This is a genomic window from Streptomyces sp. NPDC042259, from assembly GCF_055582085.1.
This window is the reverse complement of record NZ_JBVJDW010000002.1, coordinates 925,310-940,780: the sequence shown is the minus strand read 5'-3', so window position 1 is coordinate 940,780 and position 15,471 is coordinate 925,310. Positions and strand designations below refer to the sequence as shown.

Genomic DNA, 15,471 nt, shown 5'->3' with positions numbered 1-15,471 from the left:
CCGGCGGAGCACCCGGAGCGGGTTCAGCCGCCGTTCCCGTAGGGGAATTTGAGCAGGGCCACGGCCGCCAGCATCTGGATGCTCACCGCCGCCACCGCCTTGTGGGTGGGCAGGTGGTGCTGGCCGCGGATCAGCAGGGCCGCGAGCGCGTAGCCGTACGCCGAGGTGATCCAGGCGGCGGCCCGGACCGGGACGGTGTCGCCCGCCAGCCAGGTGTCCAGGAGCAGACGCGGCAGATCGGTCGCCCAGAACAGGACGACGAACAGCCCGACGGTCGGCCCGAACTTGCCGTTGCCGCCCAGCCGCCGTGCGATGGCGTGGGTGACGATGCCCAGCAGCAGGCTGGCGAACAGCACCACGACAGCGGCGATCCCCATGGCCTCCAGTGCGAGGGTGGGATCGACCCGCCACTGCCCCCAGAAGGAGTCCTTGGCCAGCGTTCCGAGTGCTCCGCACAGCAGGCACAGAAACGCGGCGGCCCCCCAGACGCTCCGGTCCCGCGCCTCGTCGAGCATCTCGACGGGGCGGTACCAGAGCCCGAATATGAGGCGGTGCCAGAGCAGCTTGCGCCGTGGGGCGGTGGCGGAGGACGAGGTGGCAGCGGTGGTCACAGGCATGGGTGCCGTTTTATCACCGTTCGGCCCGGCCACCTGAGTCCAGGCGGTGGCCGGACCGGACGGGAAGCGGCGCCCGGGCCGCTCACCCGGGGTCAGAAGGCCACCGGTGCCTTGGTATCCGGGTCGGTGTCCGGGTCCGCGTCCGGATCGGTGCCGGGGCCGGCGTCCGGGTCGGTGCCCCGCAGATACTCCTCGTTGATCTCCCGTGGCCCGAACGGCCACACCTTCTCGTAGCGCGCCCACAGCGCGAAGGCCACACAGCCCGCCGCGACCCAGGCCAGGGACCATTCGATGGGGTGCCGGCCGGGGGAGTTCTCGTTGGCGTAGCCGTAGATCACCAGCCAGCCGACGAGCGCGACGACGCTCGGCAGCGGGTAGAGCCACATGCGGTACGGGCGTCGCAGGGCCGGCTGACGGCGGCGCAGCACCGTCACGGCGGCGACCTGTGCCAGTGCCTGCACGATCACCATGACGGCGGTCAGCAGTTGGATGAGCGTCGCCAGATCCGTGTGGCGGCCGATGAGGAAGCCGACGGCGGTCAGTGCGCCCATCGTCACCAGCCCCAGCACCGGGAAGCGGTGGCGTGGGTGGAGCCGGCCGAAGGGCCGGAAGAAGACCTTGTCCCGGGCGGCGTCGTAGGGGACGCGGGAGCCGCCGAGCAGTCCGGCGAAGACCGAGGCGACCGCCGTGAGGAGGATCAGCACGGTCACCGTGTTCGCCGCCGTCTTCCCCCATGCCTTCTCCAGGACGGCGGAGGCGACGGAACGCGAAGCCGTCGAGTCGGGATCGAGCATCTGCTTCCAGTCGATGACGCCCAGGGTGCCGATCTGGAGCAGCAGATAGATGCCCATGATGCCGAGGATGGAGAAGACGATGGCGCGCGGCAGGGTGCGTCCGGGGTTCTTGATCTCGGCACCCAGGTAGGCGGCGGTGTTGTAACCGAGGTAGTCGTAGATGCCGATGGTCAGGCCCGCGGCGAAGCCGATCCAGAATTGATTGGTCGTCAGCTCGAAGGCGTGCGACGGGTAGGTGAAGGCCCTCTCGGGGCTGAAGTGGGTGAAGGCGGCGACGATGACGAGGGCGACCGAGGCGATCATCACGCACCACAGCACCACGGTGATCTTCGCGATGTTCTCGACCCGCCGCCACAGCACCGCGACGATCAGCGCGACGACGGCCAGTCCGACGAGGTCACCCTGCGTCTGCCGCATGCCGGGCCACAGATAGCCGAGGTACTGCACGAACCCGATGACGCCCGTGGACATGCCGAGCGGGATGAAGAGCATCGCCGTCCACACGAACAGGAACGGCATCAGCTTTCCGGTGCGGTACTGGAACGCCTGCCGCAGATAGACGTAACTGCCGCCCGCGCCCGGCATCGCGGCACCCAGCTCGGCCCAGATCAGCCCGTCCGCGAGCGCGAGGACCGCCCCCGCCACGAACCCGATGACGGCCTGCGGACCGCCGAACGCCGCGACCATCAGCGGGATGGTGACGAAGGGTCCGATGCCGCACATCTGGCTCATGTTGAGGGCGGTGGCCTGGAACAGCCCGATGCGCCGGACGAATCCGACCCGTGGGCCCGGCTCGTCTTCCGTGTCTGCCATGGCGGTCAGCCCCTTCTCGTGGCCGGGTGCGTACGGTCCGCGCGATGTGCTCAGGGTGTGCGTAGCACCGGCCCGCCCGGCGCGTCCACCACATGGACGCCGCCGCACGAAGCGGACGCGGCGCCACCGCCCGTTCGGCGCACAACGGGCCGCACCGGTGAAGGCGCCCCCTCGGTCACACCCCGGGCAACCCCGGACCCCCGCAGCGGACGTCCGCCGTCGGTACGGAGCCGTCCACCAGATACGCGGCGACCGTGTCGTCCACGCAGGCGTTGCCCCGGCTGGCGAAGACGCCGTGCGAGTAGTCGTCCGCCAGGGTCACCAGGCGGGAGCCCGGCAGTTCGTGACGCAGTCGGCGGGCGCCCTCGACCGGGGTGACCGGGTCGTGGGCGGACGCGACCAGCAGGACGGGCGGGGTGGCCGGGCCGCCCAGTGGGGTGCGGCGCTCCGGGCGGTGGTGCCAGTACGCGCAGGCCGACGCCTCGATGCCGGTCAGGACGGGGAGCGGGTCGAGGCGGCGCAGCGCGCGGAGGTCCGCGGTGACCCGGGCGGGGGCGGGCCCGGGGCCGTCCGCGCACTTCACGACGCGGTTCGCGGCCTCGTAATTGCGGGACTCCGGGCCGTCGAAGGGTGCCTTGGGGCGCAGCCCGTTCACCCCGCCGTCGCGCAGGTAGGCGCGCAGCCCGTCACCGAGCGGTGCCCAGCGTTCGGTGCGGCCGAGGGCCCGGTACACCGCGCGGTCGAACTCGGCCGGGCCGAACCCGCCGGACGGGTGGGCGGCCAGCCCCGCCCGCACCCGTTCGTACGCCGCGCGGACCTCGCGCGCGCTCCCGCCGAGCGCGAACCGGCCGTCGTGGGCGGCCAGCCAGCCCAGCAGGGTGTCGCGCTGCCGGAGCATCGCCCGGGCCTGGCGCAGGTCGAAGTCGTACCAGCTCCCGGGGCCCACGACGCTGTCGAGCACCATCGGGCCGGTCCGGTGCGGGAAGCGCGCCGCGTAGGCCGCGCCGAGGTAGCTGCCGTAGGAGACGCCGAGGAAGCCGATCCGTGCTTCGCCGAGCGCCTCGCGTATCGCGTCCATGTCCCGGGCCGTGGCCTCGGTCGACAGCCGGGGCAGGGCCGGGCCCGCGCCGGCCGCGCAGTCGTCGGCGAGGTGGCGCAGCGCGGTCAGGTGGTCCCGTTCGGCGGTCCGGTCGTGCGGGACCGGGTCGGCGGCGGGGGTGCGGAACAGGCCGCCCATCGGGCCGCAGTCGACCGGGGCGCTGGCGCCGACGCCGCGCGGGTCGAAGCCGACGACGTCGTACGCGCGGCGGACCCGTTCGGGCAGTTTGGCGCGCTTCGTCACGGCGTAGGGGAGGCCGGAGCCGCCCGGCCCGCCGGGATTGACGAGCAGGACGCCCCGGCGCTCGGCCGGGGTGCCGTCGGCGCGGACCCGGGAGACCGCGACGCGCAGCCGGCGGCCGTCGGGGCGGGGCCGGTCCAGCGGCACGTCCAGCGAGCCGCACTCGACGCGGGCCGGGGCGGGCGGGGCCGGTACCGACTCCGGGCAGGCGCCGAAGCGGATGCCGGAAGCCGGGGAGCCCGCGACGGGTGGGCCGGTGGCCCGTGCCGGGGCGGCGGGGGAGAGGGCGGTGCTCGTCGCGAGGAGGGCGCAGAGGAGACCGGGCAGACGGGTGGGGTGGTGCACGGGGCTCGCAATCGGGGTGGGGGAGGGGTGTGGGGCCGGAGCAGGTGTGGGGCTGACGGGACGGCAGATGACAATGAAAACGATTATCGATAACGTGTGGGCTCAGTCAAGACGGGACCCGGGCCCCGAGGGCTCTCCTCGGCATGCCCCGCCCTCGGACACCACCACCCCAAGGGAGAGTTGTGGGACACCTGCTGATGGTCGAGAGCTGGGTCGGATCGATGAGCAGACTCCTGCCACGGGCGATCCGCGAAGGCGGCCACGAGTTCACCTTCCTCACCCGCGACCTCCACCACTACCTGCGGGCCGCCCCCGAGGGCACGGCCCATCCGCTGCTCGCCGCCCGGAACGTCGTCACCGCCGACACCAACGACCCCGGCACGCTGCTCCCGCTCGTCGAGCGGCTGCACGCCGCCCTGCCCTTCGACGGCGTCGTCACCTCCTGCGACTACTACCTCCCCACCGCCGCCCGGATCGCCGCCCGCCTCGGACTGCCCGGCCCCGCCGAGCGGGCCGTCGCCGCCGCCTGCCGCAAGGACGCCACCCGCCGCGCCCTGGCCGCCGCCGGCCTGCCCGGCCCCCGCTTCGCGCTCTGCCCCGACTGGGCGGCCACCGCCGAGGCCGCCCGCGACCTCGGCTACCCCCTCGTGCTCAAGCCCGTGGACCTCTGCGCCGGAATGTACGTACGCGAGGTCGCCGACGAGAGCGAGCTGGCCGGGGCCCACCGCGCCCTCGCCGACTTCCCCGTCAACGCCCGAGGCCAGCGACGCGAGGCCGCCGTCCTGCTCGAAGAGCTGCTCGAAGGCCCCGAAGTCAGCGTCGAGACCGTCTCCTTCGCCGGGACGGCGCATGTCGTCGGCGTCACCGACAAGAGCGTGAGCGGCGCACCCGCGTTCATCGAGACGGGCCACATGTTCCCCGCCGACCTGCCCGAGGAGGCCGTCCGGGCCGCCACCGGCACCGCGCTGCGCGCCCTCGACGCCCTCGGCCTCGACGACCTCGTCGCCCACACCGAGATCAAGCTCACCGGCCACGGCCCCCGCGTCGTCGAGGTCAACCCCCGCCCCGCCGGCAACCGCATCACCGAACTCGTCCGCCACGTCACCGGCATCGACCTCACCGCCGCCTGTGTCGACGTCGCCCTCGGCCACGCACCCGACCTGACCGTCCGCGAGACCGGGCTGCGCAGCGCCGCCATCGGCTTCCTCGTCCCCGAGGCGCCCGGCACGCTGGAAAGCATCGACGGGGCCGCCGGCCTCGACGGGGCCCCCGGCGTGCTGGAAACCCACCTCGCCCGCCCCGGCACCAGCGTGAAGGCGAGCGGCAGCAACAACGACTACCTCGGCCACATCATGACCGCCGACCCCGACGGGCCCGGCGCCCGCGACCACGCCGAGCGGCTCCTGGCCGGTCTCCGTCCCCGGATGGTGCGGCCGTGACCGTCACCGGCATCCCGCTCGCCACCTCCCTCGCCGACCTCGAACAGCGGGTACGCGCGGGCGACTTCGGCCCCGACCCCGGGCGCGCGCGGATCAGCGTCGCCTTCACCACCAGCCAGGCCGTCCGCCACGACGGACGCGGCGGCGGCTACCGCAACGAGGTACTCAGCCTGCGTCTTGACGAAGCCGTCGGCTCCTGCGCGGTCGAGCCGGGCGCGCTGTCCACCGCCATCGAAGAATGCGTCGGCGCGAGCGTCGCCACCCTCCTCGCCCACCCCCTGCGGGCCGTCCGCGTGGCCGCCCTCGACGCCTACCTGATGCACGTCGCCCCGCACACCCCCGCCAACGGCGCGATCCCCTGGCCGCTGCCCGCCGGCGGCTCGCTGCACAAGTCACGGGCCCGGGCCCGCGGCGTCGTCGGCCTGCTGGGCGCCGCCCCCGGCCGCGTCCTCGTGGTCGGCGTCGTCAACTCCCTGCTGGAGGCCCTGCGGGCGCGGGGCGCCGACTACGTGCCGTGCGACCTCAAGGGCGGCACCACCGAATGGGGCGAGCCCGTCCGGACCGACGCGCTCGCCGAACTCCCCGGCTGCGACGCCGTGCTCGCCTCCGGCATGACCCTCGGCAACAACACCTTCGAGGCACTGCGCGCACACGCCGCCCGGCACGGCAAACCCCTCGTGATGTTCGCGCAGACCGGCAGCGCCGTCCTGCCCCGACTGCTCGGCGCCGGCGTCAGCGCGGTGTGCGCCGAGCCCTACCCCTTCTTCTGGCTCGACGGCGGACCCGGCGTGATCCACCGCTACGGAGGCACCCCATGACCCCCGCGCTGCTGTCCGCACCGTCGGCCAACCGCGACCTCCTCACCCTCCTCGGCCGGACCCCACTCGCCCGCGTCACCGCCGAACTCCCCTTCCCGCACCCCGGATTCTGGGCCAAGCTCGAAGGGCTCGGCGCCGGAGGCATGAAGGCCCGCGCCGCCGTGTCCATGCTCATGGGCGCCCGGGAGCGGGGCGAACTCCTCCCCGGCGCGCCCGTCGTCGAATCCACCTCCGGGACGCTCGGCATCGGCCTCGCCTTCGCCGGCCAGGCCCTCGGCCACCCCGTCGTCCTCATCGGCGACACCGAGCTGGAACCCTCGATGCGGCAACTGCTGCGCGCCTACGGCGCCCGCCTCGAACTCGTCGACCGGCCCGCCCCCGAGGGCGGCTGGCAGGCCGCCCGCCTGACCCGGCTGCGCGAAGTCCTGGCGGCACACCCCGATGCGTACTGGCCCGACCAGTACAACAACCCCGACAACGTCGCCGGCTACGCCTCGCTCGCCGCAGAGCTGGCCGGGGCGCTCGACCACCTCGACATCCTCGTCTGCAGCGTCGGCACGGGCGGCCACAGCGCCGGGGTGGCCGCACCCCTGCGCCGCCACTGGCCCGCGCTCCGGCTCATCGGCGTCGACGCCACCGGCTCGACCATCTTCGGCCAGCCCGCGCGGACCCGCCTCATGCGCGGGCTCGGCAGCAGCATCCACCCGCGCAACGTCGCCCACGACGCCTTCGACGAGGTCCACTGGGTCGGCCCCGCCGAAGCGGCCGGTGCCTGCCGGCGCCTGGCCCGCGCCAACTTCGTCAGCGGCGGCTGGAGCACCGGCGCCGTCGCACTCGTCGCGGCCTGGGCCGCCCGCGTCCACCCCGGCGCGGTCGTCGCCACCGTCTTCCCCGACGGCCCGCACCGCTACCTCGGCACCCTCTACGACGACGACTTCACCACCGCCCACGGCCTCGACCTCGCGGGCGCCGCCACCCGGCCCGTGGAGATCCCGCACCCCCGCGCGGCGGAGGCCACGGGCTGGGCCCGCTGCGCGACCGTCAGCGACCCGGCACCCACCGCCCCCCGCGGAGGCACCCCGTGAAGAGCACCCTGCACACCACACGTCTGACGCTCGCCGAGCCGCTGCGCATCTCCCGGTCCGTGACGGCCGCCCGGGACGCCGTGTGGCTGTCCGTCGAGCACGGCGGGGCACACGGCCACGGCGAGGCCGTGACCAGCGTGTACTACGGACTGGACGCCGCCACCCTCGGGCGGCTGCTGCACCGGGCGACGGTGGCACTCGGCCGGTTCGCCGCACCGGAGAGCGCCCTGGAGGCGGCCCGGGACGGCGTACTGCTGCCGCACGACACGCCGCCCGCGGTGACGGCCGCCGTCGACGCGGCCCTGCTCGACCTCGTCGGCAAACGCGCGGGCGCCCCCGCCCACCGCTTGCTCGGCGCCCAGGCCCCGCCCGTCGCCGCGACCGCCCGCACCATCGGCATCACCTCGCCGGCACAAGCCGCCCTGCGGGCCCGCTGCCTGGCGGACAGCGGCTTCACCCTCATCAAGGTCAAGGCCGGTTCGCCGGACCCCGCCGACGACCTCGCCCGGGTGCGGGCCGTCCGCGAGGGAGCCCCCCACGCGCGGCTTCTGATCGACCCCAACGGCGCCTGGACCACCACCGAGGCCAAGCGGCTGCTGCCGCGCCTGGCCGCACTCGGCGTCGAGGCCGTGGAACAACCCACCGCCCCCGGCGACCCCGAAGGACTCGCCCGCCTCGCGGACACCTCACCACTGCCCGTCATCGCCGACGAGGACGCCGTCACCCTCGACGACGCGCGCCGCCTCGCCGGCCGGGTGCACGGCGTCAACGTCAAGCTCGCCAAGTGCGGCGGCCCCCACGCCGCACTGCGCGTCGCCCAGGCCCTGGAGGGCAGCGGCACCGACCTCATGCTCGGCTGCCTGACGGCGAGTTCGCTCGGCATCGCCCCCGCCGTGCACCTCGCCGACCGGGCCCGCTGGATCGACCTCGACGGCCATCTGCTGCTCGCCCACGACCCCTGGCAGGGCATCGGCGGCACCGACGGAACCGTACGCGCCACCGACCGCGCGGGCCTGGGCGTGCACCGGACCGGTCCGTCGCGGGCCCCCGGACCCACGACCACCACGGGCGCCACCACGCCCGGCATAGCCGCCCCGCCCAAGGAGACACCGCACCGTGCGCACCTGGCATGAGATACGCGGCTTCCCGCCCGCGATCCGCCTGCTGCTGGTCAACCAGCTCGGCGTCAACACCGGCTTCTACCTGCTCATCCCCTACCTCGCCACCCACCTCGGCCAGGATCTCGGCATGTCCGCGGCCGTCGTCGGCATCGTCCTCGGCGTCCGCAACCTCAGCCAGCAGGGCCTGTTCCTCGTCGGCGGCTCGGCCGCCGACCGGCTCGGGGCACGCGGCGTCATCATCGCCGGATGCGCGCTGCGCACCGCCGGCTTCGCCCTCTTCGCGCTCGGCGACGGGCTGCCGGTGCTGCTCGCGGCCTCCGTCCTCAGCGGACTCGCGGGGGCCCTGTTCAACCCGGCCGTACGGGCCTACCTCGCGCAGGAGGCGGGGGAGCGCAAGGCGGAGGCGTTCGCCCTCTTCAACGTCTTCGCGACGACCGGCGCCCTCATCGGCCCCCTGCTGGGCAGCGCCCTGCTGTTCGTCGACTTCCGCGCCTCCGCGCTCACGGCCGCCGGCATCTTCGCCCTGCTGACCGTCGCCCAGGCGCTCGTCCTGCCGGCCCGCGAGGTGACGCCCACCGGCGGCAGCGTACTCGCCGACTGGCGCGAGGTCCTCTCCAACCGGGCCTTCCTGGCCTTCTCGCTCGCCATGGTCGGCATGTTCACCATGGAGAACCAGCTCTACCTCCTGCTGCCCGACGGCGCCCGCCGGGCCACCGGCTGGGACGGCGCGGCGGGAATCGTCTTCCTCGTCGGCACCCTCGCCAACCTGGGCCTGCAACTGCGCGTCACCCGCGCGCTCAAGGACCGGGGCAGCCGGGCGCGGTGGATCGGCGCGGGGCTCGCCCTGATGGGGCTCGCGTTCGGGCCGCCCATGGCCGTGGCGGGAGCCGGTGAACCGGGCGGCCCGGCCCGGGCGGCCCTCGGCCTGCTGCCCGTGCTGGCCGGTGCCCTGCTGCTGTACGTCGGCGTGATGGTCGCGCAACCGTTCGTGATGGAACTCATCCCCGCTTTCGGCCGCCCCGAACTGACCGGCACCTACTTCGGGATCTTCTACGTCGTCTCCGGCATCGCGGCGGCCGTCGGCAACACCGTCGTCGGCTGGGCGATGGACGCGGGCGGAGGCGCCGGGGCCGCGTGGCTGCCGTGGGCGTGCTGCCTCGCCCTCGGCCTCGCCTCGGCGGGCGGCGTCGCCCGGCTGCACCGGCTGCGCGCCCTGCCGCCGCGACCCGTGGGAGCGCCGCGATGACCCACGCGAACCTCCTCACCGACCACCCCGCCCTGTACGAGGCCCGCTTCCCCGACCCCGCTCACCTGGCCGCGCGCTGGGCCCGGCACTGCCTGCGCTCCCACGCGGCCGGTCCCCGCGTCCTGGACCTCGGCTGCGGCACGGGCCGCGACGCGGCCTGGCTGCACCGGGCCGGATACGAGGTCACCGGCGCGGACCTGTCCGACGCGATGCTCGCCCACGCCCGCACCCACCACCCGGGCCCCGCGTACCTCCGCGCCGACCTGCGCGGCTTCGACCTCGGCGCGAAGGCGTTCGACGCCGTGGTCTGCCTGGACAGCGCCCTGCTGTACTGCCACACCAACGACGACCTCGACGGGCTGCTGGCCGCGTGCCGCCGGGCCCTCGCCCCGGGCGGACTGCTCGTCGCCGAGATGCGCAACGGGGCGTTCTTCCTGGGCCGCACGGAACTGCTGGACGCACCGGCGACCGGAGCGTTCACCTGGCAAGGCACGACGTACCGCCACGTCACGAGGCTGCGGATCGACCGGGCCGCGCAACTGCTGCGCCGGCGCCGCGTCTGGACGACCGACGACGGATCGCCACCGGTGGAACAGCGGTCCGCCTGGCGACTGCTGTTCCCCCAGGAACTGCGGTACGCGCTGGGAGCGCACGGCTTCGAGGTGCTGGAACTGCACGACGGGCCGGGGCCGCGGACGGATCCGCCGTGGCGGTCCGGAGGGCCGGCCCCGACGGGCGGCGCGGACGGCGATCGCCTGCACGTCGTCGCCCGCCGGACCTGACTTTTCCCCACCCCGCCCCTTCCCGAACCGGGGCTAAGCCCCGGACCCCGGTCCTCAAACGCCGGACGGGCTGGAATATCCAGCCCGTCCGGCGATTGAGGACACCCACCGTCAGCCACCTCCAGGAGCACCCATGCACAACCACCCCGGCCTCGACCGCCGCCGCTTCCTCGCGGCGACCGGCACCGCCGCCGCCCTCGCCCTCGCCGGCTGCGGCGGCGGACCCGCCCTGAAGTCCGGCAAGGACAACGGCAAGCCCCGGCGCGGTGGCCGTCTCCGGGCCGCCTTCGCCGGTGGTGGTGCCGCCGAGACGCTCGATCCGCACCTCGGCAACCTGTTCGCCGACGCCGCCCGCGCCAAGGCACTGTTCGACAAGCTCGCCGACTTCGGCTCCGACATGTCCGCCCGGCCGCGCCTGGCCGCCCGCTGGGAGCCGAACTCCGGGCTGGCCCGCTGGACGGTCACCCTGCGCGACGCGGTCTTCCACGACGGCAGACCCGTCACCGCCGAGGACGTGCTCTACAGCTACCGCCGCATCGCCGACCCCAAGAGGGCGTTTCGCGCCAAGGCGTCCCTGGAACCCGTCGACCTCGCCGAGAGCCGGGCCGTGGACCCCCGTACCGTCGAGTTCCGGCTGAAGCGGCCGACGGCCGAATTCCCCCACGTGCTCGCCGCGTTCGGCGCGTACATCGTCCCCCAGGGCACCGAGCGGTTCGACAGGCCCGTCGGCTCCGGCCCCTTCCGCTTCGTGTCCTTCGCACCCGGCCGCTCGGCGGTCTTCCGCCGCAACGACGCCTACTGGGAGGGCGCCCCGCACCTGGACGAGATCGAGTTCGTCGTCGCCGGCGAGGAGTCCGCACGGGTGAGCGCCCTGCTCGGCGGACAGGTCGACTACGCCCACGAACTCCACCCCACCACCGCCCGCGTCCACGAGGGCACTTCGGGCGGCAGCAGCGGGATCGAGATCATACGGCTGCGCGGCAGCGCCATGCAGGGCTTCGCGATGAAGACCGACCGGGCACCCTTCGACGACCCCCGCGTGCGCGAGGCGTTCTTCCTCATCGCCGACCGGGCCGAACTCGTCAAGGGCGCCCTGTCCGGGGCCGGGGAGACCGGCAACGACCTCTTCGGCAAGGGGTACGCCCACTACGCGGCCGGCCTCCCGCAGCGCACCCAGGACCTCGACCGCGCCCGCCATCTGCTGCGGCGGGCCGGGGTACCGGACCTGAAGGTCACCCTCGACACCTCGCCGGTCGCCGCCGGCTTCGTCGAGGCCGCCGGCATCTTCCGCGACCAGGCCAGGAAGGCGGGCGTCACCATCGAGGTACGGACCGGCAACAAGGACAGCTACTGGAAGGACATCCTCGACTCCGGCACCCTCGCCAGCTACCGCTCCGGCGCCATGCCCATCGCGTCGCACATCTCCCAGCGCCTCCTCACCGACTCCACCACCAACGTCACCCACTGGCGGCACAAGGACTTCGACGCCCTCTACCAGCGCCTCCAGTCGACGAAGGACACCGCCGAGCGCACCGCCCACTACGAGCGGATGCAGCGCAGACTGCACGCCGAGGGCGGATTCCTGGTGTGGGGGTTCGCCGACTGGATCCTCGGCACCGGCCGCCGGGTGCGGGGCGTCGCCGCCGACGCCCCGGCCAACACCCTGGACTGGGCCCGCTTCGACACCGTATGGCTGGCATGACCGCTGTCCCGCCCACGCCCGCGAAGCCGTCCCCCCGGCGCTCCTGGGCGGCCCGGCGGCTGCTGCTCGGCCTCGCGCAGACCATGGCCGTCGTCCTGCTCGTCTTCGTGCTCACCGAGGCCCTGCCGGGCGACGCCGCCGTGGCACTGGCGGGCGACGACCCCGACCCGGCCCGCATCGCGGCCCTCCGCACGGCGCTGCACCTGGACCGGCCCGCGCACGAACGCCTCGCGGAGTGGGCCACCGGGCTGCTCCACGGAGACCTCGGGGTCTCGCTCGCCTCCGGAAGACCCGTCACCGCCGCCCTCGCCGACGGCTTCGGGCCCACACTGCTGCTGGCGGCGCTCACCGTGACGCTGCTGGTCCCCCTCGGCGTCGGTCTCGGGGTGCTGGGCGCCCGGCGCGAGGGCGGCCTCGTGGACCGGGCCGTCAGCACCCTGACGCTCGCGGTGTACGCGGTGCCCGAATTCGCCTTCGGCATCCTGCTGGTGACCCTGTTCGCGCTCCGCCTGGGCTGGCTGCCGCCCACCGCCGTCGGATACGGGAGCGACCTGCTCGCCCACCCGTCGGCGCTGGTGCTGCCCGTCCTGGTGCTGCTGGCCCGCCCCGTGTGCTCCCTGAGCCGGCTCGTACGGGCCGGCATGATCGACGCATTGGCCGCGCCGTACACCGCCCAGGCCCGCCGGTACGGGATCTCCGGCGCCCGCGTCCGCTACGCCCACGCCCTGCCCAACGCCGTCGCCCCCGCCGCCCAGCAACTCGCCCGGACCGTCGACTGGCTGCTCGGCGGTGTCATCGTCGTCGAGGCACTGTTCGTCGTACCCGGCCTGGGCACGGTCCTCATGGACGCGGTCGCGGCCCGCGACGTCCCCGTGGTGCAGGGCCTCGCGGTCGTCTTCGGCCTGGTCGCCGTCGTGCTCAACCTGGCGGCCGACCTCGTCGCACGGCGCTTCGCCCCCCGGGCGGGGGTGGCGGCATGAGGGTCCACCGCTTCCTGTACGGCGCGGTGATCGTGGGGATCCCGTTGGCCCTCGCCCTGCTGGGCCCCTGGTTCGCGGGCGGGGCCGGGCCGCGCGGCACGTCGTTCACCCTCGGCGGCGGGCACCCGCTCGGCACGGACTTCGTGGGCCGGGACGTGTGGCGGCAGGTGCTGCTCGGCGGCCGGTCCGTCGTCCTCGTGTCGCTGACCGCGACGGCCCTGGCATACCTGGTGGCCCTGCCGGTGGGCCTCACGGCCGCCCTCACCCACCGGCCCTGGCTGGAGGAGGCACTGATGCGCCCCCTCGACGTGCTGCTGGCCGTACCGTCGCTGCTCCTCGTGCTCTTGGTGGCGACGGCCCTGGAACCCGGGACCACCGGGCTCGCGCTGCTCGTGGCCCTCGTCACCGTGCCGGACGCGGCCCGGATCGTCCGCGCGCAGGCCGCCGAGGCCGCGTCCCGTCCGGCCGTCGAGGCACTGCGCGTCCAAGGGGAGGCCCGGTGGCGGATCGCCGCCGGATACGTCGGACGCTCCATGGCGCGCACCCTCGCCGCCGACGCGGGCGTACGGCTGACGGGCGCGCTGTACCTGGTCGCCACGGCCGCGTTCCTGGGAGTGGGGGTCGAAGCGGACACCGCCGACTGGGCGGTGATGGTCGACCGCAACCGCACCGGGCTGTTCGTGGCGCCCTGGGCGGTGGTGGTCCCCGCGCTGCTGATCGTGGCCCTGTCCGTCGGGACGAATCTGCTGTTCGACGCGGGACTGGCGAAGAAGACCGGACGGGCGAAGAAGAGAGGGCGACCGTGAGCGCGCTACCGAGGGACGGCGAGGCCGTGGCGGAGATCCGGGGGCTACGGGTCGAGATCGACGGCCGTGCCCTCGTCGACGGTGTGGACCTGACGGCCCGGCCCGGCCGGATCACGGCCCTCGTCGGGGCGTCCGGCAGCGGGAAGACGACGACGGGCCTGGCGCTGCTCGGCGAATACCCGGCCGGCGCGCGGGTCACGGGTGACGTACACGTCGCCGAGGGCCTCGTGGGATACATCCCCCAGCATCCGGCGGCCGTCCTCAACCCGGCCCGCCGCGTCGGCGCCCTCCTGCGCGACATCGCCCACGACCGGGTCCGTTCCCTGCCCCGCCGGGCGCGCCGCGCGGCGGCGCGCGAACGGGTGCTGACGGCCCTCGCGTCGGCGCAACTCCCCGACGGGCCCTCGGTCCTGTCGCGCTACCCGCACCAGCTCTCGGGCGGCCAGCAGCAACGCGTCGTGCTGGCGCAGGCCCTCCTGCTGGGCGCCCGGGTCGTCGTCGCCGACGAACCGACCACCGGCCAGGACGTCCTCACCAAGCGGCGGATCGTCGCCGAACTGGCCGCGGTCGCCCGGCAGGGCATCGCGGTCGTGCTGCTCAGCCACGATCTGGCCGTGGTACGCGACGTGGCCGACGAGGTGCTGGTGATGAGGGAGGGGCAGGTGGTGGAGTCGGGGGCGGTGGAGGACGTATGGGCCGCGCCCGGGCATCCGTGGACCCGGGAACTCCTGCGCGCGGAGACGGGGGAGGAGCGGACGGCGTGTTCCGTCCCCCCGGTCCCGCCCGTCGCGGCCCGCCCCGTGCTCGCCGCCGAGGGCCTGACCGCACGCCACCGGGGCACCGGCGATCTGCTCCGCGGCGTCTGTCTGACGGTCCACGCGGGCGAGTGCCTGGCCGTCGTGGGGCGCTCCGGCAGCGGCAAGACCACCCTGGCCCGGTGCCTCGCCGGGCTCCATGCCACGTACGACGGGGTCGTGCGCCTCGAAGGCTCCCCCCTGCCGCGCAGCCTGCGACGGCGCGGCCGTGACCAACTGGCGGCGGTGCAATACGTCTTCCAGGACGCGCGGGCCGCCTTCGACGAGTACCGGCCCGTGCTGGACCAGGTGGCCCGCACGGCCGTGCGCCTGCGCGGCACCGGGCGGCACGCGGCCGAGGAGGAGGCCCGCGCGCTTCTCGCCCGGATGGGCCTGGGCGAGGAACACGTGGGGCGACGGCCCGGCCGGCTGTCCGGCGGCGAACTCCAGCGCGCCGCGCTCGCACGGGCACTGCTCGCCCGCCCCCGGGTGCTGATCTGTGACGAGGTCACCTCCGGGCTGGACCACGTCACCCGCCGTGGCATCCTCCGCCTCCTGACCGCCCTACCCCACGAACCCGACGGCCCGGCGCTCGTCCTCATCACCCACGACCTCGACACGGCGGCCCTCGCGACGCGCGTCGCGGTCCTGGACGACGGCGAGATCGTCGCCGTTCGTAGCGATTGAACGTCGCCCGCCGCGGGCCGTGGCGGGTGCACCACCGCTGCGCGGCGGTGTCCTCAATCGCCGGACGGGCTGGTTTTGGCCGACCTCAGCCGCATCAAGCCCG

The 15,471-nt window shown here is 74.6% G+C and carries 13 protein-coding genes; 10 read left to right on the top strand and 3 right to left on the bottom strand.

The window, feature by feature from the left end:
- Window positions 1-23: 23 nt before the first annotated feature.
- From ACZ6MA_RS08525 to ACZ6MA_RS08515, 3 genes are all read right to left on the bottom strand, one after another.
- The gene (locus ACZ6MA_RS08525) at window positions 24-617 is read right to left on the bottom strand and encodes a YIP1 family protein (protein ID WP_469432105.1); all 594 of its coding nucleotides are present in this window, start codon (window positions 615-617) and stop codon (window positions 24-26) included.
- A 92-nt stretch (window positions 618-709) separates the two neighbouring features.
- On the bottom strand, window positions 710-2,224 hold the full coding sequence (locus ACZ6MA_RS08520; RefSeq protein ID WP_469432104.1) for an APC family permease: 1,515 nt from the start codon (window positions 2,222-2,224) through the stop codon (window positions 710-712).
- A gap of 175 nt (window positions 2,225-2,399) precedes the next feature.
- Window positions 2,400-3,908: an alpha/beta hydrolase gene (locus ACZ6MA_RS08515; protein WP_469432102.1), complete on the bottom strand. Its 1,509-nt coding sequence runs from the start codon at window positions 3,906-3,908 to the stop codon at window positions 2,400-2,402.
- A gap of 182 nt (window positions 3,909-4,090) precedes the next feature.
- Between ACZ6MA_RS08515 and ACZ6MA_RS08510 the strand changes: the two genes are divergently transcribed.
- The 10 genes from ACZ6MA_RS08510 to ACZ6MA_RS08465 all read left to right on the top strand — a co-directional run bounded on the left by ACZ6MA_RS08510 (window position 4,091) and on the right by ACZ6MA_RS08465 (window position 15,368).
- Entirely contained in the window at window positions 4,091-5,347 is a 1,257-nt protein-coding gene (locus ACZ6MA_RS08510; protein WP_469432101.1) for an ATP-grasp domain-containing protein, read from the top strand.
- A complete protein-coding gene (locus tag ACZ6MA_RS08505; protein WP_469432100.1) occupies window positions 5,344-6,165 on the top strand; it encodes a Rossmann-like domain-containing protein in 822 nt (273 codons plus the stop codon). The genes ACZ6MA_RS08510 and ACZ6MA_RS08505 overlap by 4 nt, the downstream gene beginning before the upstream one ends.
- On the top strand, window positions 6,162-7,250 hold the full coding sequence (locus ACZ6MA_RS08500) for a PLP-dependent cysteine synthase family protein (protein WP_469432099.1): 1,089 nt from the start codon (window positions 6,162-6,164) through the stop codon (window positions 7,248-7,250). Before ACZ6MA_RS08505 ends, ACZ6MA_RS08500 begins: the two co-directional genes overlap by 4 nt.
- Window positions 7,247-8,383: a dipeptide epimerase gene (locus tag ACZ6MA_RS08495; RefSeq protein ID WP_469432098.1), complete on the top strand. Its 1,137-nt coding sequence runs from the start codon at window positions 7,247-7,249 to the stop codon at window positions 8,381-8,383. The genes ACZ6MA_RS08500 and ACZ6MA_RS08495 overlap by 4 nt, the downstream gene beginning before the upstream one ends.
- Window positions 8,367-9,617, top strand: coding sequence for an MFS transporter (locus ACZ6MA_RS08490; RefSeq protein ID WP_469432096.1), 1,251 nt, complete (start codon window positions 8,367-8,369; stop codon window positions 9,615-9,617). Before ACZ6MA_RS08495 ends, ACZ6MA_RS08490 begins: the two co-directional genes overlap by 17 nt.
- On the top strand, window positions 9,614-10,399 hold the full coding sequence (locus ACZ6MA_RS08485) for a class I SAM-dependent DNA methyltransferase (protein ID WP_469432094.1): 786 nt from the start codon (window positions 9,614-9,616) through the stop codon (window positions 10,397-10,399). Before ACZ6MA_RS08490 ends, ACZ6MA_RS08485 begins: the two co-directional genes overlap by 4 nt.
- 133 nt (window positions 10,400-10,532) lie before the next feature.
- A complete protein-coding gene (locus ACZ6MA_RS08480) occupies window positions 10,533-12,101 on the top strand; it encodes an ABC transporter substrate-binding protein (protein ID WP_469432092.1) in 1,569 nt (522 codons plus the stop codon).
- Window positions 12,098-13,081, top strand: a complete 984-nt coding sequence (locus ACZ6MA_RS08475) for an ABC transporter permease (RefSeq protein ID WP_469432090.1) — start codon at window positions 12,098-12,100, stop codon at window positions 13,079-13,081. The genes ACZ6MA_RS08480 and ACZ6MA_RS08475 overlap by 4 nt, the downstream gene beginning before the upstream one ends.
- Window positions 13,078-13,887 carry an ABC transporter permease gene (locus ACZ6MA_RS08470; protein ID WP_469432088.1) on the top strand — a complete coding sequence of 270 codons (810 nt, stop codon included), beginning with the start codon at window positions 13,078-13,080 and terminating at the stop codon, window positions 13,885-13,887. The genes ACZ6MA_RS08475 and ACZ6MA_RS08470 overlap by 4 nt, the downstream gene beginning before the upstream one ends.
- Entirely contained in the window at window positions 13,884-15,368 is a 1,485-nt protein-coding gene (locus ACZ6MA_RS08465) for an ABC transporter ATP-binding protein (RefSeq protein WP_469432086.1), read from the top strand. Before ACZ6MA_RS08470 ends, ACZ6MA_RS08465 begins: the two co-directional genes overlap by 4 nt.
- Window positions 15,369-15,471 lie beyond the last annotated feature (103 nt).

Coding starts and splice junctions, on each gene's coding strand:
- ACZ6MA_RS08475 (WP_469432090.1), top strand. CDS start 12,098: ATGACCGCTGTCCCGCCCACGCCCGCGAAGCCGTCCCCCCGGCGCTCC.
- ACZ6MA_RS08520 (WP_469432104.1), bottom strand. CDS start 2,224: ATGGCAGACACGGAAGACGAGCCGGGCCCACGGGTCGGATTCGTCCGG.
- ACZ6MA_RS08525 (WP_469432105.1), bottom strand. CDS start 617: ATGCCTGTGACCACCGCTGCCACCTCGTCCTCCGCCACCGCCCCACGG.
- ACZ6MA_RS08480 (WP_469432092.1), top strand. CDS start 10,533: ATGCACAACCACCCCGGCCTCGACCGCCGCCGCTTCCTCGCGGCGACC.
- ACZ6MA_RS08485 (WP_469432094.1), top strand. CDS start 9,614: ATGACCCACGCGAACCTCCTCACCGACCACCCCGCCCTGTACGAGGCC.
- ACZ6MA_RS08470 (WP_469432088.1), top strand. CDS start 13,078: ATGAGGGTCCACCGCTTCCTGTACGGCGCGGTGATCGTGGGGATCCCG.
- ACZ6MA_RS08500 (WP_469432099.1), top strand. CDS start 6,162: ATGACCCCCGCGCTGCTGTCCGCACCGTCGGCCAACCGCGACCTCCTC.